General features: G+C 58.9%; 12 protein-coding genes. 6 read left to right on the forward strand and 6 right to left on the reverse strand.

Annotated elements, in window-relative coordinates; genetic code table 11:
• Positions 1-25: 25 nt before the first annotated feature.
• On the forward strand, positions 26-1,501 hold the full coding sequence (locus tag K2Q04_RS15855) for a hypothetical protein (protein ID WP_291165668.1): 1,476 nt from the start codon (positions 26-28) through the stop codon (positions 1,499-1,501).
• A gap of 10 nt (positions 1,502-1,511) precedes the next feature.
• Here the strand turns inward: K2Q04_RS15855 and K2Q04_RS15860 are convergent, their stop codons facing one another.
• Positions 1,512-2,681 carry an O-antigen ligase family protein gene (locus K2Q04_RS15860; protein WP_291165669.1) on the reverse strand — a complete coding sequence of 390 codons (1,170 nt, stop codon included), beginning with the start codon at positions 2,679-2,681 and terminating at the stop codon, positions 1,512-1,514.
• Positions 2,682-2,763: 82 nt separating this feature from the next.
• Between K2Q04_RS15860 and K2Q04_RS15865 the strand changes: the two genes are divergently transcribed.
• The gene (locus K2Q04_RS15865; RefSeq protein ID WP_291165670.1) at positions 2,764-2,970 is read left to right on the forward strand and encodes a hypothetical protein; all 207 of its coding nucleotides are present in this window, start codon (positions 2,764-2,766) and stop codon (positions 2,968-2,970) included.
• Between the two features lie 222 nt (positions 2,971-3,192).
• Positions 3,193-3,738: an acyltransferase gene (locus K2Q04_RS15870; protein ID WP_291165671.1), complete on the forward strand. Its 546-nt coding sequence runs from the start codon at positions 3,193-3,195 to the stop codon at positions 3,736-3,738.
• Positions 3,739-3,766: 28 nt separating this feature from the next.
• On the opposite strand, the gene K2Q04_RS15875 is transcribed toward K2Q04_RS15870, so the two are convergent.
• From K2Q04_RS15875 to K2Q04_RS15890, 4 genes are all read right to left on the reverse strand, one after another.
• Positions 3,767-5,143, reverse strand: coding sequence for an FAD-dependent oxidoreductase (locus K2Q04_RS15875; protein WP_291165672.1), 1,377 nt, complete (start codon positions 5,141-5,143; stop codon positions 3,767-3,769).
• Between the two features lie 14 nt (positions 5,144-5,157).
• On the reverse strand, positions 5,158-6,081 hold the full coding sequence (locus K2Q04_RS15880) for a glycosyltransferase family 2 protein (RefSeq protein WP_291165673.1): 924 nt from the start codon (positions 6,079-6,081) through the stop codon (positions 5,158-5,160).
• Between the two features lie 365 nt (positions 6,082-6,446).
• Complete coding sequence (locus K2Q04_RS15885; protein ID WP_291165674.1) at positions 6,447-8,492, reverse strand: glycoside hydrolase family 9 protein; 2,046 nt, start codon at positions 8,490-8,492, stop codon at positions 6,447-6,449.
• Between the two features lie 292 nt (positions 8,493-8,784).
• Entirely contained in the window at positions 8,785-10,167 is a 1,383-nt protein-coding gene (locus K2Q04_RS15890; protein ID WP_291165675.1) for an undecaprenyl-phosphate glucose phosphotransferase, read from the reverse strand.
• Positions 10,168-11,030: 863 nt separating this feature from the next.
• Here K2Q04_RS15890 and K2Q04_RS15895 point away from each other — a divergent pair.
• Together K2Q04_RS15895 and K2Q04_RS15900 are read left to right on the forward strand one after the other, a co-directional pair.
• On the forward strand, positions 11,031-11,786 hold the full coding sequence (locus K2Q04_RS15895) for a 4'-phosphopantetheinyl transferase (RefSeq protein ID WP_291165676.1): 756 nt from the start codon (positions 11,031-11,033) through the stop codon (positions 11,784-11,786).
• A gap of 71 nt (positions 11,787-11,857) precedes the next feature.
• Positions 11,858-12,922, forward strand: a complete 1,065-nt coding sequence (locus K2Q04_RS15900; protein ID WP_291165677.1) for a hypothetical protein — start codon at positions 11,858-11,860, stop codon at positions 12,920-12,922.
• Between the two features lie 47 nt (positions 12,923-12,969).
• On the opposite strand, the gene K2Q04_RS15905 is transcribed toward K2Q04_RS15900, so the two are convergent.
• Entirely contained in the window at positions 12,970-19,425 is a 6,456-nt protein-coding gene (locus K2Q04_RS15905) for a type I polyketide synthase (RefSeq protein ID WP_291165678.1), read from the reverse strand.
• Between the two features lie 330 nt (positions 19,426-19,755).
• Between K2Q04_RS15905 and K2Q04_RS15910 the strand changes: the two genes are divergently transcribed.
• Positions 19,756-25,338: a MupA/Atu3671 family FMN-dependent luciferase-like monooxygenase gene (locus K2Q04_RS15910; protein ID WP_291165679.1), complete on the forward strand. Its 5,583-nt coding sequence runs from the start codon at positions 19,756-19,758 to the stop codon at positions 25,336-25,338.
• The last annotated feature ends 16 nt before the right edge of the window (positions 25,339-25,354 follow it).

A 25,354-nucleotide genomic window follows, 5' to 3' on the forward strand; every position in this document is an offset into this window, starting at 1 on the left:
TTGGGAAAAAAGGGATATTCGCGTGATGTCGCTCGTGACGGTCTCTGCCGCACTCTTGGTGGCGGCTCAAAGCAGCAGTCCGCTCAAATTTCAGCTACAGGGCCTGGGCCAGGGTCATTCAACGCAAGTCGCCGCTTCGGATGCTTCGCCCGCTCCTTCGGAAGAGGCGTCGGCATCACAGCAGAAGCCGGCCGTAATCATTCTCCAGGGCGACATCGCGCTCCAGCCCAATAAATCCTTGAAATTCACTGCGAGCGTGAGCGGAAATCCGAGCGGCGAGGTCATTTGGTCCATCCGGGAGTCCGCCGCCGGCGGATCGATCTCGGCCGACGGCGTTTACAGCGCCCCAGGTACGCCGGGCGTCTATCATGTCGTGGCGACGAGTGCCGCGCTCACCAAGAGCGATGAGGTCACAGTCACTGTGGCTGATGCAATTGAATGGCAGAATATTACTCCGCCGATCTCGCTTGATTTCAATAATCCGCCGAACAATTACGGCACGCAGATCGTTCTCTCGAGCCCGTCGGAGCCCACCACGCTCTATGTCGGCACAAATTACCAGGGCGTCTGGAAGAGCTTCAACAGCGGGAAAACCTGGTTCAAAGCCAACGTGGGGCTGCCGTCCGACCCTAACAATATCTATTTCGACGCCGATGGTCGTAGCGCCGGCAAAGGCGATGGCTGCGCAAGCATTGAACACAGAAATTGGGCGATGGCGATCGACCCGACGGATGCCGACGTCGTCTACACGAGCGATGGATTTGGCTGTGCGCAGGGCCTTTGGAAAACCACGAACGGCGGGGCAACGTGGCAACAAATGTTTTCACCCGACGTCGTCAAGCAGACGACGAATGACATCGGTTCAATCCATATCGATCCGTCGAACCATTTGCACATCCTCGTCGGGTCCCATAGCGCTTGGGCTCGAACCCCCGGCGCGGCCGGCGTTTGGGAAAGCGAGGATGGCGGCAAGACCTGGAAACTTCATCCGCTGCCGGAGGCACTCGGGCCGTCGTACCATCATGCGCTTTTCCTGGATTCGAAAACTTGGATCGTGAATACGCAGGATGCAGGAATCTGGCGTTCAGCTGACTCTGGCATGACGTGGAATAAGGTCAGCTCCTTCAGCAAACCCCACGGAGGAAGCAACCTTTACCGTTCCCGAAACGGTGTGTTTTTTCTAGGTGGCAACAATCGCCTCCTTCGTTCGGAGGACTTCGGGTTGACATGGTCCGACGCCGGAGCGCCCTTCACCCAGGACGGCTACATGGGCGTAATTGGAGATGGGACCTATATCTACACAGCCACCGCCAACACCGGAAAGAGCACCACCGGCCCGGTTCAATATCTCTACTCGCTTGAATCCGATGGCGCGAACTGGAAGCCTTACAATTCGCAAACGTTCGGCAACGGCCCAATGAGCATGACCTCCGATGCTCAAAACGGCGTGGTGTTCTCATCGAACTGGAACGCCGGGGTCTGGAAGCTCACGGGGCGCTAGGCCCAAATTATCAGCGAGCCCGCGGCACTGCAGGAGCGCTCCGGGCAGCTCCTACAAGGCGTCTATTGCCAAAATTCCTCGTTGACTGGATCGCCGATTGCCCCGGACGCAGTGCTGGCCGCATGCTCGGCAGCGAATCTCGAACCGATGCCGCTACCACGATGAGGTACAAGAACCAGACAGGCGTTGTCGTGAGCCACGCGGAATCCGTGAGGTTGATGAGAATGACAAAGAGCTCGATTGATAAATAGCCCCATGCCCGGACTGGATCCTTGCGCCTCACGCGTTCCAGGTAATGCAACGATGCGTAGATAAAAATCAAAAATATCCAATAGCCGATCCGGCCGGTTTCAAGTTTGACCTGCAGATACCCGCTATGGCTTGAGGGCATGTCCTTGATGTATCCCGGCGCCTGCTCTTGCGGCGAATTCGGGACGAAGTAATACGAGTGAAATCCCCATCCAAGCCAAGGCCTGTGCGATATCTGATAGTTTGTGAAACCCCATATGCCCGTACGCCCGGTGAGGGTCGCGTCTCCATAAAGCCTGTAGCCAATCTTCTCGATGGGATTGCTGACGAACAACGACGCAAATACGACGGCGGCTACGATGTAAGCGGGAGTGATCCGGAGTCTTTTGCAAGCAATCAACATGAGCCACGAGCAGCCGATGGAGAACAGTGCAAATGCCGTGGCGCTCTTTGATTGACTTGCCAGAACGAGCCAGACGCCCATTCCAATCGTGACAAGAGCGAGGTACCTCCGCCAGCCGCGGAACAACAGCTCATGACTCGAGAGAATAATTCCCGACGCGGCAAGGATGCCGAGCTCCTGCTTGTGTGTGAAATATCCGGGATGACCGATCGGACTGGCCGGCGTGGTCAAGACATAGATACCGCTGATCGCAAGAGCGATAGCAGTGCAAACGTGCAATCCAGGGATGATGTGCGACGTGCGGATGGGCAGGGCGAATGGCGCCACAATGACAATCGTGGACAGGATTGCGACGACAACACGACTGAAGGCGAAATACGGACTGTACGCCCAAATGACGCTTGCGGCCGCGAACAAAAAATACGCGACCAGACTCAAGATCGGTACGGATCGGAGGAACCGGCTATCTACTCGCGGCAAATTCTGCAGAACGAGTGTCAGCGTGACCGCGGCCACTATTGGCCACAACAGAATGTTCTCCGTACGCCCCTTTCCGTCATCGGGCATAAACGGCAGCACCAGCAATATATAAAAAAATGCGAACACGGGCATGGCTGCCAGCATTGCGGCGCCCGGAAAACTGCTGCTGGGGGATTGGGCCGTTCTCGCGCGGGAAATGTTTGGCATTCCGGAGCCACTTGTGTTCGAAATTGAAGCTTCGGAAACTCGTCTAAGTATCCGGGCGACCGTGAAAGGCAGAACCGATATCGACGCTTACTTGAAGGTTTTCACAATATTTTTCCTCTACAAAGCCTAATACACTGTGACACGCGCCGAGTGTCAACGTGCGTGAGATATCAGTCTAAATGGGCGGCACGACGGTCACTCCAGATCGGGGGCGTAAAGAAATTGCTGCGGCATTCGAGCGGTCACTTCTTTTCCTCGTTATCGATATGCGACGGCCTTCTGCCAATGGATTAAGCGACCGATGTCGGGAGCCTCCGGGAGCTGCTTCGCCCAGTTGAAGAGGAAGTGTTAAGTGATCAGGCTTCTTGACGTGCCCCTTAGCCTATGGGCCACGGCCAAATTTCGCCTAGCCGGTGCCCGTTCTGCCATCGTGACGGTGGACGGGAAGCGGCCGGTGATCCTCGCTACCGGATCGATCTCGTGTGGACGCTTGTTTCTACGCTGCAAGACTGTGCCGGTTGAAATCGGCGCCGGCAAGAATGCGTCGCTGGTGCTCGGCGAGCGCGTCTTTATCAATACCGGCGCGACCGTCATCGCCACCCAAAGCATCGTCATCGGCGACGACTGCCTGATCGGGGATTTCGTCGCCATCTTCGATACGGACCACCATCAGCTCGAGCCGTCACGGCCAATCCGGGTTGCCCCTGTCCGCCTCGGCAAAAACGTCTGGATCGGCCGTTCTGCAACGATCCTTCCCGGGGTGACTATCGGCGATCATGCGGTTATCGCCGCGGGATCGATCGTGACGGAAGATGTTCCGGCGCGGACCGTAGTAGGGGGGGTACCGGCTCGGCCGATCCGCACGCTGGATATTCCTGATGGTTGGCGCCGCGAGTGACGAAGGCAACCGCAGCGCTAGCCTCCTCTTAGGCGATACGAGCCTTCGCTTCCTCTCCCGGCAGCAGCGCCCAAGTCTTTTCTGGGGTGCCCTGCACCAGGAATTCAGCGACCTCAACGCCTTGCATCACCGAATGGTCGGTGTTGCCGATCTCATAGCGCCAGGCCCCAAACCGGCCCCGTGAATAGATCCCTTGCTGGGTGAACCACGGGTGGATTTTCGCCAAGGCACTATCGCGCCCAATTGTAGGGACCGGATAGGAGTAGGGGACCCGCATCAGTTGTCGGCTGACAATCTTGTGCTCGGCTTGCTCGGGCGTCAAAAGCTGGCTGCTCACCATACCCTTGATCGTGCGGTCGACGACGTCGTCCGCGTTCTCGTGCTTGAAGGGCGAGGCGGACACCTCGGCCAGCAGCGAGAAATGCGGACCCGGCGGCGTCATCTTCGGCGAGTAATTCGAAAGATAAGTTACGCGGTAGAATGGCGAGTCCGACTCCGGGAAGTACATCCAGCACTTCGTACTGGGGCACGGACCGGCAACGCCAATTCCAATGAACATACCCTCGGTATGATGCAGGTCTCGCGTTGCCGCGTGAATCTCTTCCGGGCAACCTTTGATTTTCTTAACGAGCTCTTTGATCGGCATCGTATTGATCAAGAGATCGTAGTTGGTCGAGCGGCCGCTCGCGAACGTTACGACTTTCGCCGCCGGGTCGATCGACACCACCTCCTGACGGAGATTGACCGGCTTGGGCAAAGCCTCGGCCATGCGGTCATAAAGCATTCCGGTGCCGAGCAGCGGAAACTTGAATTTGTTGTTTGGCCCCCACGATACATCATCGCGGTTCTCGAGGTGATTTTCGAGAATGCGAGCGATATCGACGCTGGGCACACGATCACCCTGCCAGGAGGCCGACATCATCTCGAGCGGATGGGCCCACACTTTGAAATTATAAGGCATCATGAAGTATTTCGCGATGCCGGCGCCGAAAACCGAGTTGATCCAGTTCTCGAAGTTGTCGCGCCCTAACTTGCCCTTCTGCGCCTCGATGATGCCCAAAACGCACTCGAGGAACACTTTCGGGGGTAGGCGGTGGATATTGTTCTGGAACGGGTAGGGCACGAACCGATCGAACATCCACACCCATGCTTCGCGCATATGCTGATCGTAGTCGCCGCGGAGCATCTTTTCGACGAGGTCGTCGAAATAGCTGTAATGGCTGAACATGACGTGTCCGCCATGGTCCCAGATGAAGCCGTGTTCATCGGTGAAGCTCGAAGCCAGGCCGCCCACATGGTCGTCGCGCTCGAACACCTCCCAGTCTTCATGACCGAGTTCGGCTAATCGATATGCTGCACCAAGTCCTGTCGGTCCCGCCCCGATAATAACGATCTTCTTCCCCACGCGGGATTCCCTCTTCAGTTTTTCTCGGTGTACAGCAGTGTCGTCCGGTCGACGCTGAACTTGAGCCCGCCGCGAACCCCTTGGACGAATCCCGTGAGGTAATCGACTTCGGCAGGGCGGCGTCCCAGTGCGCGTTTGATGATGACCTTGGTGCCCACCGTGATGAAATTCTTCGCGGCCAACCACGTAGCGTATGCATCCCGGCAGCGCGCATGCTTGGAGTAGAAAGCGCCGTCTCCAAAGCCGTAGGCGCGAAGCAATGCCGGCCAGTCTTCGATCTCGCGACGGCCGTCGTGGCGGACGATGACCTCGGGCCGCAAGAGTATGACCGCGTTCCTCCGGAAGGCGCGATATGCCAAATCGAAGTCCTGGGAGGATTTGAGCGGCCCACCGCCTCCGAGCGCCTCATCGAATAATCCCGTTCGCTCGAACAACGATCGTCGCGCGGCGAAATTCGCGCCCATGCCGAAGACCCGGAAGCCGTTCGCCCGGTCAAGCCGTTCGGGTTTCTCGATGCGCAGCAGCGGTGTCAGTGCCTCTCCGTTATTTTCAGGATACGCGGGGACAACCTGACCATAGATCAATTCGCCGTCTGGCTGATCCTCGAACGCCGACACGATCTTTTCGATCCAGTCAGCGGGCACAAGGCAGTCATCGTCAGTGAACGCGATAATCGGACCGGTCGTGCTTGCGATTGCCAGATTATACGCCCGCGACAGTCCGGATGTGCTCATTCGCTTGTAGCGGACACGTCCGTCGCGTTCTCCGATGCGGCGGACTATGGCCTCCGTCTCGTCGTTGGTGCTTTGATCTATGATCGTGAGATCGAAGTTCGAATACGCATTGGCCAGAATGGTTTCGATCGCGTTCCCGATCTTGTCGGGGCGGTTCCTCGTGCAGATGACGGCAGAGACGAACGGCAAATGAGTGTTTTCCATTTCGCTTCTTTGATCAAAACGGCATGAGGCTGCATATCCGATGCGGTGAGCCTAATACCAGCTACGCCTATAGACCTCGTTAATCCTCCGCCGACCCCGTACCATTTTCAAATCGGTTCGGCGCTTTCCGGTTGATGCACGCGAATAACGTGCCAGTTTATTTGCTGCCCGTGACAGTCCATTTCTCGTTCATCCGCGACAGATTCGACATCATTTCCGGACATCGAACGAAGGGTTGTGCCGAATTGAACAAGAAAACGGTGACGGGTCGGAGATACAATCTTGGCCGCCTCCGGAGACGCCTTTTATTATTTTAATCGGCCGACATTGGGGCTTCGTTACTTTCGGCATCGATAGGGCATCGCTCAATTGACATAGGGTGCCAGAGCCAAAATGTAGGCCGCCTGATATCCTGTGCTTGGTTCAGTGACTGCCCAAGAATTTGCCGGCCAAGGGTCGTTAAACTGGAGGTAAGATTTCGCGGGCGGTTGACCGAGCGGAGGTGAGAAGCCTTGGCGGCACAAGGAAAAAGCGCCCGACATGTAACATTTGAAGTTGGGCGCGCCGGAAGCCGCAAAGCAACACGGGTCGAGCGAATAATACGGGTTCGGCCCCCCGACCAGAAAGCCCGGCGCTGGGCCTGGATTTAATCCGCTCACTGTCGACCAGCGTCGGGAATTGTATGCGAACCAGGAGTGGTACATCGTATTGGCTGAATTTTCAGCACCTGCGGCTTTCATATTCGTCAGGTAAACAAGGCCGAGCGGGTTCACGCCATGGATGTAGTTCAGAAATCCGAGCCCAGCAGATTTTGCCAAAGCCGCTAAGTTCGGGTCGGGAGCGTAAGATGCGAGGAGCTCGTACAATCTCGCCTGTGTCGCCTTCGAGAAGTTACTGCCCCAGGTAAAATCCTTCATGGGCGCGCGATACGGGTCGTTCTTGCCAATGACCATTGGCAGTTGGTCGCCATTTTGCGTCATCCGGGTAGCGAATTTCGCGATGATCGCCGACTTGACGCTGTCGCTCGCGCCGGGAAGTCGTGCGTAATAGAGTAATGCTTCCTGGCCGACGGCATCCCACTGAGACGGACCCCACTCCGGCACGATCGACGCAAAATTCGCCTCCACCAATTTCGCGTATTCTGCATCGTTCGTGATCTCGAAGAGATAGACAGCGGCCTCGAAGCGCGCGGCCAAACGATGGGCGTCGTCCATTTCCTGTTGACCAGCCGCAAGTCCCTGCGAACCGGGCTGCTTCCCATCGTCATTGTTGTAATAAAGGACGCTTGGATTTTTCGAAGCCCATGTCCACGCTTCTTTTGCGCGTTTGGCCAGATCCGCCCCATAGGCTTTCAGTTCCGGTTCGGCGCGAGCCGAAAACACTTTGGAGGCATAAGCAAATACCGCAGCGCCCATCAGCGTAGCGCCGGTGGTCGGAGGACCATAAAAGCTTGGCCCCTTCGCTGCCGAGGGCGGACTCCCGTCTGCCAGAGATTGGACGGAGAGCAGAGAGCCGTCCGCATTCTGCATGCGTTCGAGCCAATCCAAACCCCATTTGGCTTCGTCGAGAATGTCCGGAATTCCGTTGCCTGATTCCGGAATGTCGAAGTCGTCCCCAAACGCGGCAGGGTTCTGGTCGTAGGCGCGCAGCAAAGAGATGATGTTGCGGGCCGCCCAGCTCGTATACTTGTTGTAGTCGCCGGCATCGTACCAGCCGCCTCTCAGGTCTTTCTCTTGAGACGGGTCGTCTTTGGCGAGCCATGAGCGGGTGAAAGGATCTTGCCCCGGGCCGAGATGGCTCGCCCGATCGGCCCATGATTGACCGGCTGTCTTCTCAGTCTTCTCGAAGCCGGCGCGCTGGTAGAAGAACATTCTTACCGCGTGCTTGAGAACCCGGCGGTAAATGTGATCGTCGATCTCGAACTCTACCGACCGCTGATTGTGCTCGGTGTCGACGATCGCATATGTGCCCGGCGTCTTCACGTCGGAGAAGTCGAACCACCAAACCTGATCGCCTGAAACGGTATCCGTCGCGCCGTTATTCCACGGCGTCGGCGCGCCGCTTTTTACGATTTTTCCCGTGCTGCGATCGACCACCTGATATTCGCGGCCCGGTTTGAAGGATGCGTCGATGTCGTATCCCGTTTGAGGATTTCGAATGACGGCGACCTTGGTGCTTTGCGTCGGGTAGCCGAATTGGTCGACGACGATGACGGGGATCGGTCCATTGGCGCCGGACTTCAATCCCTCGCGCCATGATGTGTCGGTACTTGGCTTATCTGCCGAAGCGGCAGTTGCCGCTTGCGTCTGGTCGGCTCTCGCGGCGGCAAAGGAGGCGTCTGAGATCACTATACAACTGATGGCGATCCAGAAGGCTGATCCGCAAAGCGCCAGATTTCGCATCGACCTCATGCCTACGTCCATCACCTTGGTTGGTTCATACGATGGCGACCGGAGATTTCGCGATGTCTCGCGAGCACGCACCAGTTTTTCGATCAAAGATCAGTAACGATGAATGCCATCCGCTGGTGCCTCAACTGAAATCGTTCTTAACTCCCGGCTTTTCGATGCCGAACTGCGGGAAGGGCAAACCAGTCAAAAGATGGCATTTGGGGCGTCCATCACTCCCTTAGGCCCGAGGGCCGACCAACGCAAAAGCTTCACGAAGAAATTCGGAGAGAACGAGACGCAGCCAAAAGCGTCGTCAAAACGCCCCGCGAAACAGGACGAAAATCGTGCGGATCATGATCTCGATGTCGAGCCATATCGACCAGTTGTCGATGTAATAGAGATCGTGTTCCACGCGCTTGCTGATATCCAAGGTCGTCTTGGTCTCTCCCCGAAAGCCATGAACTTGCGCCCATCCCGTCAATCCCGGACGAACGCGCCGGCGAAGCGAAAACAGGTCGAGCTGCTGATCGAATAATTGATCGTGAGCCAAGGCATGCGGACGGGGCCCGACGATCGACATGTCTCCAGTCAAAACGTTGATCAGCTGCGGAAGCTCGTCGAGGCTCGTGCGCCGTAAAAACCATCCGATGCGTGTAACCCTCGGATCGTTACGTTCGGCCTGCTTGATGTGCGCTCCATCCTCGGCAACGAACATCGTTCGGAATTTGTATATCCGGAAGATGCGGTTGTTCTGACCGTATCGGCGCTGCCGGAAAAATACGGGTCCCGGGCTGTCGAGTTTGATGGCGATCGCAATAAGAATGAGGAGGGGCGACAAGAGGAACAGGCCGACGCCTGCCAAGATGTAGTCGAGGGCCGCCTTGAGAACGCGATTGCTTTCCGACTGCGGCACCAAATTGACGATATCGGCGCGAAGCGTTCCGATATGCCGTGCGCCGCGGACAATGAGTGGTTCGCGTTCGAGCTTCGTGCAGAGAAGCAGTTCCGTGGAATACGACGCCAAATCGTTCACGGCCGCTTTGATAGACTGAGTCTGTTCCGCCGGGAAACCGATTATGATCGTATCGTACCGTCTCCGCTCTATCGCGTTCTTGAGTTCGTCGAGCCCGCCATCGGAATGAAGGTCCTCGGAACGAGCGCTCGTCGGCGCCAGATAAATCCCTTCGATCGCGGGTGAAGGATCAGCGATTTCGACGCTGGCTTTCATGGCGGCAATGAAATCTGGATCGCCGAACATAGCAATCCGTTGCCGAATTCTGCCCTGGGTCACCATCCGGCGCACACAGTGCATTCCAACGATCCGTACAGTGATCAACAGTAGCGCGCTTATGACGAACCACGAGAGGAACCACCCTCTCGAGTACCAATCCGCAACCTTGAGAATGTATAGAATTCCGAGAAGAAGAAGGAACGAAGTCACCAACACACCGAAGATCCTGCCATATGGCACGGCCGGTTGGCTGACAGAACTCGCGTCGTAGAGGTCAGCCCGCTTCAAGAAAAGATAAAGCGTGGTCGCCAATAGGGGCGCTGGCGCTAGATACGGCCACCACGGCTGCAGCCGGCCGATGAAGAGATCGATGTAGAGAAATTTGGCAGCGGCTGCCGCCAAAATTACCGATGCAGCTTCGAAGATTGCGAGCACGGAAACGCAAGTCTCGATCTTCGAAAACATGGAAGCCCAGGCTCGCGGAAGACGGGAAAGTTTTTGGCGAGGAAGGCCGCCAAGCTCAACGCGGGCACTAGTGTTAGCCATATACGCCGCCACACAGCTAAAATTAGATCATCTTCAGAAGAACCGCGCGGAGGGCTTGCTCACCCTCTCGGAAATTGGCACCCGATCTCTTTGAAACTGTCGCTATTTTTAAAGAGGATATTTAGCTCGGGTTAAGCATTTCGCAAGTATTAGCATGGAGCATGATTAAAGCGCTATGACAATTGGTCTCTTTCGTTGGTCGATGCCAAACCGAATAGCTCGTCGTTTTTCTTTCGAACTCTTTTCGCGAAAGTGCTGACCGCTTTGTCGGTTCGCGATCTGGACCTTTTAGTCTCCCGCGCCGCGAATTGACCCGTCACCTCAATTGAACGGTGTCTCGGAAGTACAATTGGATTACTGTCCGTAGGCTGAGGAAACGTTCGGACCATCGTTCGCTTCGCTTCACTTGAAAAGCGAAAGGCGGATTTCTAACCTGTTGCTTAGCTTGGCGATTTGAGAGAAAGCCCAAAAAGTCGCTGCAAAAGTCTGATCCAGCGCAGTGCGGATTGAGCCAAAAAACTTGGCGAATTACGAATTACCTGCTCCGTCTATCGGCGCTGCCGGTGGCTTTGAATGAAATATCTGTTGTATTGCTGCAGAATATCGCGCGTACGTTGAAACGGATGAATGGGGGATATTTTGCACGCACATGAACGATAACGATTTTAATTTACCCGCGCACTCACCGGTGGTGCTAAACGCAAACTACAATCTTAAATCCAGCAATTCGCTCGACTTAATAAACATCGATCTCCGTCGCGCTCCGGAGCTAGCCAGCGTTGGTGCTGAATTCGCGTCCGTGGCAAACCTCGCGGCGGGACGGCGCCAACAACCTAAGGCTCGCTCCGGGCGTCGTGTGGACTAATGCCGTGAAATTCTTCGCAGAGTTGCTCGATCCTAGAATTGCGATCGCCGAAGCCCCGCTCACGGGTGAACCTCCTGACCTCTTGGCCGACGAAGCGCTCGTCGTTACTCGTGCCGTTCCGCGCCGCCGTTTGGAATTTGCGATCGGTCGGGATTGCGCGCGCAAAGCCATGGCGGCCCTGGGCCACGCGGACGTGGCCTTGCCCCGGGGGCAGGATCGAATGCCGGTCTGGCCGGTCGATCTTGTCGGCAGCATCACGCATACCGGCGGGTGGGCGGCTGCGGCCGTCGCGCGTCGCGACCAGGGCTTCGTGGCGATCGGCATCGACCTCGAGCCGGCAGACGAACTCGCGTCGGATCTATGGGATTCGGTTTGCTCGGCCGAGGAGCGGGTGAAGCTGGCTGTCGTTTGCGGAGCAACGCCGGGCATCGCTGCTCACCTCATCTTCTGCATGAAGGAGGCAGCCTTCAAGTGTCAGTATCCGCTCAGTGGGGCAATGTTGGAGTTCGCTGATTTGGCAGTCGACGTCGACGCTCGAGCCGGTACATTTGCGGTGACCTATCAGAGGGCCGTACCGCAGTTCCAGATGCATGATAGACTCATCGGACGTTTCGCCATCAGAGACGGTTATATTGCGAGTGCGGTCGTCGTGACGTCGGAGCGCGCGTCGTGAGACAGGCGCGTACGGGCTGGCTGGTCGCTCTAGCAGCCCTGATAATCTTCACTGGCAACGGAGGCTTGGCCATGAGCGAAGAGGCGCGTGGGGCTCCCGGCACGCGGGCATGGGCGCCCAAGGATCACGTTCGCGCCTTCTATTCCGGCCACAGCCTCAGCGAAGGCGTTCCAGAGGTCGTCGAGCAGATCGCGCGGTCTCTCGGAAACCGCTTGGATTTCGAGGTGCAGGTTCTTGGCTACTCACTTTTGCGCCAACGGACGAAAGGGGAGGTGGCTTCCGCCTCCGAGTGGACGGGATATAGCGCTGGTCACAATCGGCAGGGTGCCGGCTTGAACGTCGCCGAGGAGTTGCGATCGCCCCGGCGCTTGTCGCCCGGCGACAAGTACGATGTGCTGGTGGTCACCGAACGTCACGACCTCCCGGCCATCGCGCGCAAAGAGCGTACGGCATTCTATTTGACCGAGATGGCAAAGCAGCTATTGGCGGGTAATCCCGATGCCGAGGTCCTGCTCTATCACACGTGGCTCAACGTGGACCCTGACGCGCCTTGGCCCTGGATCAATTACGAGCGGACGGTTTCGTTGATGTGGGAGTGCATCGCGAGCCGTGCGAACCTCGACTTGCCCGCGCGCGGCGATGTTCCGCGCGTACGCGTGTTGCCGGGTGCAGGCGCACTGGCGGAATTGGCGGCCGCCCTTTGGGAAGGCAAGGTGCCGGGCATCGCGGCCACTTCTCCCGGTGCGCGAGTGCGCCTCCTCTTCTCCGACACCGTTCATTTGAGCGACGTCGGACGTTACTATCTGGCGCTGGTTCACTATGCGGTTCTCTTTGGCCGGAGCCCCGAAGGTGCCGCGGTTCCCGCGCCAATTTCTCCTGAGACAGGCCGCTACATGCAGACGCTGGCGTGGAAGTATGCCGTCGCGTACGGCGAGCGCGCCAATGCCGCCGCGCGGCGCGGCATGGCTGACTGCCGGGAACTGATGCAAGACAAAGTCTGTCCGGCCTACGCAAACTTTCTGCATGGTTCGGGTATGCCGGTGGTGAGCGCAGTGAGGCGTCAGCTTGTCACCAATGCGTGCAGGCGCGACTACGCTGGGGCCCAGGATTCTGAGAACCCCTTCGCGTCACCGTAGGATGATCGAAGCGATAGGCTCGCCCAGGGCGGCAGCGATGCCGCCCCTTAAATCGCGCTCGCGTCGGATAACTCCGCGCTGCTGTCGAAATGGAAAACCGCAGCCGGTCCGGCTTGATCACTGGGCTTAGCGCACGCCTTTTCCAGAGCTCTGTTGAGGTGCCCCATCAGCACTTGGGAATTGGCTCCGAGCATAAGGGTATCGTGATTGCCGGGGATCACTACGGTTTCAACGCCGCCCGTTATCACCTTGTCCCAACCATAGGAGAGTTCTTCGCTTCTGAAGACGTAACTCGCGCTTGCCGCCCGGAACAGGATCGCTCGGCCGGACCACGGCTCAGGGTGGTATTTCGAAGCCGCGTTACCGAAATTATCCGTAAGATGACGATTCCGGAGGTGCAGGGGAACAATCTTGTTTTGCCGGATGCAACGTGAGATCTGCCAGCGCTCGCGTGCTTCGCGGAGCCAATGAAGTCTGACTGATACGATGTCCCTGAGGTAGCCGAGGCCTTCATTACGCAGGCGCGAAACCTTGCGCGCGAAGTCTACGGTCTGGATGGGCATTTGCGGATGATAGGTATCGAAGAAGACGACGAGAGGTACGTCTTCGCCGAGTTCGGTCAACTGCCGCGCCATTTCGAACGCGACCACACCCCCGCCGGAATAGCCCGCCAGCAGATAGGGACCATGTGGCTGCTGTATGCGGATTTCCTCGAGATAGGCCTTAGCCATCTCTTCTATAGATTCGTGCGGCCGGCTCGTCCCATCGATGCCGCGGGCCTGCAAACCAAAGAATGGCTGTTCAACCTGCAGCCCCCGGGAAATATCGCGGAAGTTGAGGACGTTGCCGCCGGCGCCATGGACGCAGAACAGGGCCGGGCGATTTCCGCCTTTGGCAATGCTGACCAGATACTGAAAGCGCTTCGGCGCGGGTTGTGTTCTTGCGCCAGCCCCGGCCGCTGTTTCCAACGGTTTGATGCTTGTCGCAGAATCCGTAGCCGGCGGCGCGTCGCCTGCGGCGGGCGGCGATGAAGCTTCTGCTTCGTCCGCTTTGAAAGGACCGCGCAGCAGTTCCGCCGTCGCGGCAATCGTCGGAGCCTGAAACAGAACGGATAGTGGCAACTCGACCGCGTAATGCTTGCAGATCCGATTGAGGAGACGGACTGCGATCAGCGATTGACCCCCGAGTTCGAAGAAGTCGTCCGTGATCGAAATATGCGGTACGCCGAGCATCTCCTTCCACATTGCCGCCAGTTCCCGCTCGACTGTGTCGCGGGGCGCGACGATATCGGTGTCGCTGCGCGCAGCGTCGGCCGAAACTTGGGCTGTGGTCGACCGCGCTCCAGACACGCGATGAGCGCCGGTATTCAGCCGGGAAAGCCAAAGTTCGACGTCGAGCGTCGAGGCAATGATTTGGGGAGAGATATCATTGGCAAGAATGCGGTCGAGCGCTTCCAATCCTTCCGAAGGCGTCATGCCTTCGCGCAGGTAGCCTTCCGCGGCGCTCTCCGCGACCCGCGGCTTGGCCGAAGCGGCGGTGTCTGAGACGGCGACGCCCGTCGTCGCGAACGATTGTGCGCGGCGCATGATATAGCGCTCAACGGATACGAGCACATTGCCGTGCTCATCGAGCAAGGTGGCATCGAAGATCGCGCTTTTGCCGTCCGCGGAGCGCAATCTCACATGACTGTAAAGTTTCGAGGTAAGACCTTGGCGCACCAGAACGCGGCCGTATGAAAACGGCACGTAGAATTCCTCGAGGGCGTTGAAGCCCGGGATAAGCATCTGCGCTGCGCCCGTCGCCATGTCGAGCATACCGGGGTGCAGTGCGCACTCTGCAAGATCGGAACTGTAGGCGTCCGGTAACGCGATGTGGATGAGCGCCTCGTTCTCTCCGAATTGGATCGACTCGATGTTGGCCCAGCGTGGACCGAAATCCATGAAGTGCTGCACAAGTCGACCGTTCGGCACCTCGACGGAACGGGAACAACGCTGGCGGATGGCCGGCACCGATTCCTGGGGCGCCGCCGGCGCATCGAAATACGCTACGTGAGCCGTCGCGAAAGGCTGCTCCTTTGAATCGCCAAACGCAGTGAAGATATGATCGCCATTGCGGCTCAGCGTGATATTCAACGTACGCGTCTCATCGACGCCGACAGTAAACGGCTGCAGGAAAGTAAGGTCGCGGATCTCGATAGGTCTGTCTTCGGGCCGATGGGCCAAAGCCGCGCGCGCAAGCTCCAGGTATCCTGTGCCCGGCATCACCGATTGGCCGCCCTTGACGACATGATCCCCGAGCACCCAGTGCGTCTTCCGGCTCAGCGCCGAGCGGAAACGCGACTGTTCCGCGTCATCGCTCAAACACTCGCCGAGCGGGGGACCTGTATGGGCGACGGCTCGAACGCCATGCTGTTGCGGCTCGCGAACCAGTGTCGCAAGCATGCCGACTTTCCATGCGTTCCAGTCGATGCTGATGGTCCGCGTGCGGCAACCGCGTGCCGCGCGGGCCTTCGCGAGTGAGTCGAGGAAAGCATTCGCAGCCGTGTAGTCCACCTGTCCCGGCAGACCGAGAACCGAGCTGACCGACGAGAACAGCACCAGGAAATCCAATTCGCTCTCACCGAAGAGCGACTGCAATACCAAGGCGCCCTTGGCCTTGACATCGAGAACAGCCGAGTGGGCGACTGGCGGTCTGAGCGCGATCAGCTGATCCTGCAGCAGGCCGGCGCTATGGAAGACGCCATTGATCCGGCCGAAACGCCGCCGCGCCTCTGAAATCACACCCGCCATGGCTCTGCGATCCGTGACGTCGGCCTCGGCCAGCATCACCTCGGCTCCCATGGCACGGAGCTTCCTGACGCCCCTGATCTTGCGCGAGGTATCGTCATCCTCGCCGTGGTCGTTCAGCCAGGAATTCCAGGCCGCTTCTTCAGGAAGCGCGGAGCGGCCGACGCTTACGAGACGGGCTTTCCCATGAAGCGCCAGATGCTCCATGACCTCTAAGCCAATGCCGCCAAGTCCACCCGTGATGAGGTAGACGCCGCGCTCCCGCAGCCAGGCACGCTGCGTCGGCGCCGGTTCAAGCGGCAATTGTTCGAAGCGTTGGACCCAACGGCCGTTCTTGCGAAGGACGACGAGGGGGCTGCGATTGTCGCCTTGCACCTCGGCCAGAAGCCGATCCGCGAGTTGAGCTTCGGCGTCCGACCCGGCTGGAGGGACGACCACATCCACAACGGAACATGAGGCTTCGGGCGTTTCGCGCGGCAAGACTCGGCAGACGCCTGCCAAGGTCGCCTTTTCAGGATGCACCTCTCGCTCGCCTTCGAGCGCTTCTATCGCCGTACCGATTGCAGTCAGCCGGAAGCTATCCCCGCCCAAGGCAAACGCTTGCGATAAGTGAAACAGGCTATCGTAGTAACGAACGACGTCGCGATCCCAGGCGGCAAGATCAGCATCGGGTGCGGAACGCAAGAGCCGCCATGGACGCTGCGCCAAAGCCCAGAGGTGCACGACATGTGCAGGGCTCGCGTTTTCCTGGCGTAACTCTGCCTTCAGTCGTGCGTAGTCTTCAGCGTTCGACGGATCGATGCCGAAGGCCAGTCCGCCGCGCACGGCGAAGCGGGATGCCGCCTCCACGGTCGCAACCGTCGCGCCGGATCGGCGAAGACGTGTCACGAGCGCGCTCGCCAACGACGAGCCGTCCGTAAATATCAGCCAAGGCTTGCCGAGCTCTTCCGGCGACAGCGGATCGGGCTGAACAGAACGATGGAAGGATGGCGCAGAGAACCAGGTTGTTAGATCGTTCCTCCGTTTCAGCTGAGGCTGAGCGGAAGGGGCCACGCCCTTTTCAATCCAATACCGCTGATGCTCGAAGGGATACGTGGGGAGCGGCACCCGGCGTTGAGAACCGCGCTCCAACCGGCTGAGATCAATGTTGCCGCCAGCGGCCCACACCTTACCGACGGCTTCCAACAGGAACCCGACGTCGGACACGCTCTCCTGAGAATGGCGCAACGTATTGGCGACGACCGCGGCCTTGACCGGCTGCTGCCGGCATAGGCTCGAAAGCGTGCGTCCGGGACCTACCTCAATCAGTGCAACGCCACGGGTTTGCAACAACGTTGCCGCGCCTTCGTCGAAGCGCACCGTATTGCGCAGATGGCGAACCCAGTAGGTAGGGTCGGTTGCTTCGGCGTCGGTGATCCACGTTCCCGTCAAGTTGGAAACGAACGGGATCCGCGGCTTCTGGAACGCAATCTTCCGGCAGTAGCGTTCGAACTCCGGCAGGATCGGCTGAAGCATCGCCGAGTGCGCAGCGACATCGATGTGAACGCGCGTGAACTCGACTTGAGCGGCGGATAGCTTCTGCTCGAGGTTCGCGATCGCGCGAACGGGACCCGATGCGACGCACAGCGCCGGACCGTTGATCGCGGCGATAGAGAGTTCATCGCAGAGGAATGCGCGCGCTTCCGCCTCGGGAAGCGGGATGGATAGCATCGCACCACGGGGCAGCTTTTCGAACAGCCTGCCGCGCATCGCGACCAGAGAAATCGCATCGTGCATCGAAAGAACGCCGGCGACGCAAGCCGCCGCATACTCGCCCGCGCTATGGCCGATCAGGGCAGCAGGCGTCACGCCCCACGATGCCAGCAGTTTGGCCAGCGCGTATTCTGTTGCGAAAAGAGCAGGCAGGGCGAGTGATGGCGCGGCGAGTCTCAGGTTCGAGATCTCAGCCGAGCTCGGGGGCGCGAACATCAGCGAGCGCAGATCGACACCAAGTTCTGGCTGAACGACGGCAAGACATTCGTCGATCGCCTTGCGATATTCAGGGAACTTTTCGTAAAGCTCCGCCCCCATTCCGCAATACTGCGCCCCGCCGCCGGGGAAAAGAAATGCCGTGGAATGAGGCTCGCGCGCGGCCTTGCCCGTGAACACTCGGCGCACATCGTTCTCATCGAGCAATAGAGCGGCTGAGGCCGCGCTGTTCGCGACGAACGCCCGGCGACACTCGAAGCTCTCACGTCCATTCATCAGCGTGAAGGCGACGTCGTCGAGCCGTTGTTGCTGATCTCCGCGCAAGTGATCGGCGAGGTTCTTGGAAGCCGCATCGAGCGCCTTGTTGCTGCGCGCCGAGAGCACCAGCAACTGCGGTTCGTTTTCACGGCCGACGGTTGCCCTTCGCGGCGGTGCCTCTTCGAGCACGAGATGCGCGTTGGTGCCTCCAGCACCTAAGCTCGTGATGCCCGCGATCCGCCGCTTGCCGGACCGGACGTTCCACGGCTGAAGGTCGGCATTGACGAAAAACGGCGTGTTCGACAGATCGGCCTGCGGATTTGGCTTTCGGTAGTGAAGACTTGCTGGAAGCTCGCGGTGCTCGAGTGCGCAGATCACCTTGATGAGGCCACAAATGCCGGAGGCCTCGCCTGCGTGCCCGATATTGGATTTGAGCGAGCCGATGGCGCACGACTGCTTCGGCACTTCCGGACCAAACGCCTCGACAAGCGCCGCGACCTCGATCGGATCGCCTATCAGCGTACCGGTTCCGTGGGCCTCAATGTACGATACGTCACTCGGGTCGATACCGGCCAGATCGAGTGCTTCGGAGATGACCCGTGCCTGCCCGCTGACGCTTGGCGCAAGATAACCCACCTTGTCGGAACCGTCGTTGTTGACGGCAGAAGCCCGTATCACTGCACGAATGCAATCGCCGTCGCGGATGGCGTCCGAAAGCCGCTTCAGCAGAACGCAACCCGTAGCCGAAGCCATGACGGTTCCACTGGCATCCGCGTCGAAGGGGCGGCAATGGCCGTCAGGCGAGAGGATCTCTCCGGGCCTATAGAGATAACCGGTTTGCTCCGGATAGATCGTTGAGCCGCCAGCCAGCGCCACATCGCATTCGCCGTTGAGAAGGCTCTGACATGCGACGTGCACGGCGACGAGCGACGACGAACAGGCCGTCTGCACGTTCATGCTCGGGCCGCTGAGGTTCAGCTCGTATGAAACCCGTGTGGCAAGGAAATTGGAGTCGTTGCCGGTATGGCGCAAAAGCCATGCGCCGATCGTTTCCAGCACCTCTTGGTTCGTGACGAGATTGTAAGTGAAATATTCGGTGGCGCCGGAGGAGGCAAAGACTCCGACCCGTCCGTCGATTTTTTCGCCTACGTAGCCCGCGTCCTCGAAAGCTTCCCAAGAGCATTCCAGAAAGAAACGGTGCTGCGGATCAAAGACCGCGGCATCGCGCGGCGACAATCCGAAGAATGCAGCATCGAATTGGTCTATTCCGTCCAGATAGCCGCAAGCTTTGACGTATGCCGGATCGCGAACGGTTTCGAGTGAAACGCCGGAGGCAAGTAATTCTTCTTCGCTGAATACGCGAATGGACTCGCGACCTTCTCTCAGGTTTTTCCAGAAGGTGGCGACGTTGGATGCACCTGGGAACCTGCCCGAAATGCCAATGATCGCTATCGCATGATCTTGGTCGTCGTTCCGATCCCCCTGTGTCATGCAACCTCCGAGAATTTACCCCATACCGACTTCCCGATAGCGAATTCCCCATCGATGTGTTGGACGAGAAGGCTTGAGTAAGGCGTCAACTGAACCTGCATCAGCCTTTAATCAATGCCGGCTATTATACGCGAAGTGTTGATTTAAAATTAGTGTAAGGATGGATAGGTTGACTTGCATCAAAATGCGACTGGTTTGCATGTCCCACACTCTAGGCCAAAAGGCATAGGCCCTGCAAAAAATTCCGTTCAACATCGGACTTCGCTGTCCGGGTATGAATCGCGGATTAATTAATTTTGCATTGCAGACATCCTATTGAAAGTTCGAACAATGATCGAAGATTTGTATCCCCTTTCCCCCCTCCAGCAGGGAATGCTGTTCCACCATCTCGAGGCGCAAACTCCCGGTGTTGACGTGGAGCAGCTCGAGGTCGAACTCAACGAGACGATCGACGCTAACCTTCTGGCGCGCGCCTGGGCCATTGTCGCCGCGCAGCATCCGATCCTTCGCACCCGCTTTAGCTGGAAGGATTTGCGAAACCCCATTCAGGAAGTTTTAAGCGAGGTTAAAATCCCGCTCGACGTGCGGGATTTATCGGCATTGTCGCCTGACGAGCAGGTAGCGGCGCTCAGAGCCTTCCTGACGGAAGATCGATTGACGGCTTTGCCTTTGGACGTGGCGCCGCTCTGGCGTGTAACTCTATTTCACCTTGGTGCAGACCGGCACCAGCTTGTTTTCACCTACTCCCACGCGATCCTCGACTCCTGCTTCGCGTTCATTGTCCGGGACGTGTTCGATACGTACGCCGCCCTTGGGCGAGGCGAACAACCGTCCTTTTCACATCGTCCGCCGTATCGCGATTTTATAACCTGGCTCGGCGAGCATCTTGCGTCGAGCGCTGATGCTGCCGAGACTTTCTGGCGGACTGCCCTCGCGGGGTTTCAGACGCCGACCAACTTGGAGGCACTACGCCTTTCAAGTAGCTCGGCGCGCACATCCGGACCTCACGCCACGCTCGAGTTTGCGCTGTCTCCGGCGCACACGGCGAAGCTTCACGCACTCTGCGATAAGGCTGGTCTGCGAACGTCGACTGTCATAGAGGCCGCCTGGGCGCTCGTGCTTTCGGCGTTTTCCGGCCGTGACGATGTCGCTTTTGGCGTTACGCGGACTTGCCGCCGGTCATCGATCAAGGACGCCGATCGGATCGTCGGGCTTTTCATCAATACCTTGCCCGTGCGGGTCAAGCTTGACGGCGATCTGAGTGCGCTCGAATTCTGCCAGCAAATGCGGCGCAATCAGATTGAAACGCGCGCCTTCGAGCATTCGCCCCTGCCGGATGTGCTTCGTCACAGCGAGCTGCCCCGCTCGCAGACTCTCTTCGACACGATTATCGTCTTCAACGCAGAGACCAACGACGCGCGCTTCAAGTCGTTTGGACCTGAGTGGCAACTCCGGCATTTCAAGCTGCACGACCAGACGAACTTTGCGTTCAACGTGATGGCCTACGACGGCCCTCAGATTACGTTCAAGCTCTCTTACGATGCGGGCTGCTTTTCCCGATCGGCGGCGGACAGGATCGGCGACATGCTGCAAGTGGTGCTGCACGCGATCGCCGACAATCCGGATGCGAAGATTGCCAATCTGCCGCGTCTCCCATCGCATGATGAGCAATTGGTGCTGCAGACCTGGAACGCGACGGACAAGCCGTTGCCCGGCCCCGGCTGCATTCACGAGGCCTTTGAAGCGCAGGTCGATCGTACGCCGGATGCAGTAGCGCTTGTCGATGGCAACAGGTCGATCACCTACCGCGAGTTGGACAAACGCGCCAATCAGCTGGCCCACGAGATCCTCGCCCAAGGCGTGAAGCCGGATCAGATGGTCGGAATTTTCATCGAGCGTTCCATCGAGATGATGGTGGGCCTCCTCGGCATTTTGAAAGCCGGCGCGGCGTATGTGCCGATGGACCCGTCTTACCCGAGCGAGCGCCTCGCGATCATTCTCGAAGACACGCAAGCGCGGATCGTCGTTACGACATCGGACCTGCGCACCAAATTGCCCGTGGGATTGAATGTCATTTGCGCAGACCCAGCCGGTCAGAATGGAAATGACGAGCGGCCGCGGGTTGCGGTGAACGCCAACAACCTGGCGTACGTGATCTTCACGTCCGGCTCCACGGGACGCCCCAAAGGCGTGATGCTGGAACACCACAACGTAACGAGCTTCTTCACCGGGATGGATCATGCCCTCGGAACAGCGCCCGGCGTGTGGCTCGCAACAACCAGCATCTCGTTCGACATCTCGGTGCTCGAGCTGTTTTGGACGTTGGCTCGCGGATTTAAAGTGGTGATCCAGAAGGAAGCTGAGCGCGAGGCACGCGCGGCCCAGCAACGAGCCAGCGCCACACCCATCGATTTCAGCTTGTTCTATTTTGCAGCCGACTCCGACGATGCCGCCGGCAAGGCCAGCGGCAGATACCGTCTGTTGCTTGAGGGCGCAAAATTTGCTGACGAGAATGGCTTTTCCGCTATCTGGACGCCGGAACGGCACTTCCATCCGTTTGGCGGTTTGTACCCGAACCCCGCGGTAACAGGTGCGGCAGTCGCGGCCGTCACGCGGCGCGTCGCCATCCGCGCCGGTAGCGTCGTGCTCCCCTTGCACAGTCCATTTCGTATCGCCGAAGAGTGGTCGATGGTGGACAATCTCTCCAACGGCCGCGTCGGTCTGAGCTTCGCCTCTGGCTGGCACGTACGCGATTTCGCTTTGCAGCCTCAAAACTACAAAAGCCGGCGCGAGCTTTTTGCCCGCGGTATCGAAACGGTCAAAGCGCTGTGGCGCGGCGAGGCCGTCGAAACGATCGATGGCGACGGGCAGACGGTTCAGCTGAAGACCTTCCCGCCGCCGGTGCAGAAAGAACCCAAATTATGGGTAACTGCCAGTTCGCATCCCGATACGTTTGCGCTCGCAGGGCGAATGGGCGCCAACGTCCTGACGAACCTTCTGGTGATGAAGCCCGAGCAGTTCATCGAGAACGTTGCCGTTTATCGCAAGGCCTGGGCCGAAGCGGGCCATGAGGGGCGGGGATCGGTGTCGCTGATGCTCCACACCTTCGTCGGTGCAGATGAAGAAGAAGTGCGGCGCAAGGTTCGCGGCCCCTTCATTGAATACCTCAAGACGTCGACCGACTTGGTCGCGAAGATGCGGTGGGAGTTGACTCCCTTTGCCAAGCGCGATGACCGCGATGCTTCCGACCCGCGTATGGCTTTGTCGGATCTGCAGCCGGAAGAACTCGACGCCATCATGGAGCACGCTTTCGCGCGCTACTTCGAAACGGCAGGCTTATTTGGAACGCCGGCATCTTGCGTCGCCAAGATCGAGAAACTGAAGGCGTATGGCGTCGACGAAATCGCCTGCTTGATCGATTTCGGCATCTCGACCGAAGACGTGTTGGCTAACCTTCCGCACCTTGATGAATTGCGCCGGATGACCAATCCCATCGGCGAAGAACTGAACCAGGATATCCCTTCACAAATCGTCCGCCACGGCGTGAGCCATATGCAGGCCACTCCGTCTCTTGCGAGCATCCTGGCGTCCGACGATGCCTCACTCAATACGCTGGGACATTTGCGCATGCTGCTGCTGGGCGGCGAGGCGCTCCCGCGTGTGCTGATCGATCGATTGCGTTCCAGATACCAGGGACCGATCCACAATATGTACGGCCCGACCGAGACCTGCATCTGGTCGACGACAGCCAAGGTCGGCGGTGCTGGCGATCAGATCACCATTGGCGGCCCGATTGCGAATACTCGTGTCTACGTGGTCGATCAATTCATGCGTCCACTGCCGATTGGCGTGCCCGGTGAAATTGTCATTGGTGGCGCGGGCGTTGCGCGCGGCTATCTGGGACGGCCAGAGCTCACCGAAGAACGGTTCGTCCCCGATCCGTTCGGCCGGGACGACGGGCGCCTCTACCGCACGGGCGATCTCGGGCGCTGGCTCCCCAATGGCACGATTGAATACCTCGGCCGGCTCGATCAGCAGGTAAAGATTCGCGGTCATAGGATTGAGCCTGGCGAGATCGAGTCGGTGCTGAGCCGGCATCCCTCGGTGAAGCAAAGCGCTGTCGTCTCGCGGTCCGACGAAGGCAGCAGCGAGCAACGCCTCATTGCCTATGTCGTGCCTGTCGCCAATAGCAGCGGAGCGTCTGCCGCTCCGAGCACGGCGCATTGGGAAACGATCTGGGACGAGACCTATCGCGGCACGGGTGACGCTGTCTCTGAAACGGTGGGTTGGCGGAGCAGTTACACCGGCGAACAAATCCCCGACGCTGAAATGCAGGATTGGATCGAGCGGACGGTTGAGCGAGTCCAGGATCTCCGGCCACAACGCATCCTCGAAATCGGCTGCGGAACGGGCATGATCCTTTTGCGCGTTGCGCCCAACTGCGATCGCTACCACGGCATTGACCTCTCCGCGGCTGCACTTGCGCGCGTGAGAAACGAAGCTGATCGGAAGGGGCTAGGCAACGTCGTTCTCGAGCAGCGGGCGGCAAACACGGTCGCTTCCATGGACGGCGGGCCGTTCGACACGATCGTCATAAATTCCGTGGCGCAGTACTTTCCGAACGTCGAGTACTTCATCGATGTACTCGAGCAGTGCATCGAAAAGCTGGCGCCGGGCGGGGCGATCTTCGTCGGCGACGTGCGTAGCCGGGCCCTTCTTGAGGTCATGCTGGCGGAAATCGAACTGCTCAAGGCCTCGCCGGACACGCAGGCGGACGAGCTTCGCACGCGTCTGCGCAAGCGGGTCGATGACGAGGCGGAACTGGTGCTGGACCCGGAGCTGTTTCGGGCACTACTGAAGTTCATTCCCTCGGTCGAAAGTGTCGAAGTGGAACTGAAGACCGGGCGCGCGCAGACCGAGATGACGCGCTTCCGCTACGACGTCGTCATCCGTAAGCAAGGTGGAATATCGCTTTCGCCCCTCGCAACGACGGCAGTGCAGGCGCCGCAACCATGCACGGTCGAGGCGTTGGGCGACATCTTGCGATCTGCACAATCACCCATCCGCGTGACCGGTATCCCGAACGCCCGCGTGGCATCGGCGATAGCGGCGCTTGACCAGCTCAATGCACTGTCACCTTCGGCAAAACTAGGTTCTCTGGCGGGTCATTCCGACAACAGCCGTCAGCATTCCGTTGGGATCGACCCCGAAGACGTCAGATCGCTCGCTGAAAAGGGCGATGTCGCCATCGAGTGGTCAGCCGCCGGACGGGAATTCTTCGATGCAGTCTATCGTCCTCGCGTGCCGGGGGTGACACACGCGACCGATACGGGCGTCATTGGTGTTGCAAACTCTGATGACGGCGCTTCGCCGGATTGGTCTCAGTATGCAAATCGCCCAGTGCTCCGGGCCGCAGGGGAAGATTCGCTCATGCCGGCTCTGCGTCAGCATCTGCGCAAGGCGCTCCCGGAGTACATGCTGCCGTCGGCATTTGTCTTGCTCGATGCGTTGCCTTTAACTCCCAACGGCAAGCTCGATCGGCAAGCTCTGCCCGCGCCCGATCGCGCCCGCCACGAAACAGCGACAGCCTTTGTCGCGCCGGCGACGGACGTGGAACGCGAGCTTGCAAGTATCTTCCAGGACGTTCTGGGGTTGGCCGAGGTCGGGCTCGATGACAACTTCTTTGACCTCGGCGCCAGTTCCCTGACGATGGTCAGTGTCGTCGAGAAGATCCGCACGCGGATGGGAACGAAAGTGTCGCTCGTGCGCCTGTTTCAGTTCCCAACGTTGCGAAGCTTGGCCGCTTCGCTCGCAAACCGCGAGCGTGAGGCAGCAACGGTCGCGCCGGAACAGAGCCGCGCCAGCTTCCGCAAGGACTCGATGCAGCGCCGGCGCGAAGCACGTGCTCGATAGTCGATTGGTCCGCAGC

Origin of the sequence: Hyphomicrobium sp., assembly GCF_019753045.1 — a bacterium.
Taxonomy (GTDB): domain Bacteria; phylum Pseudomonadota; class Alphaproteobacteria; order Rhizobiales; family Hyphomicrobiaceae; genus Hyphomicrobium_B.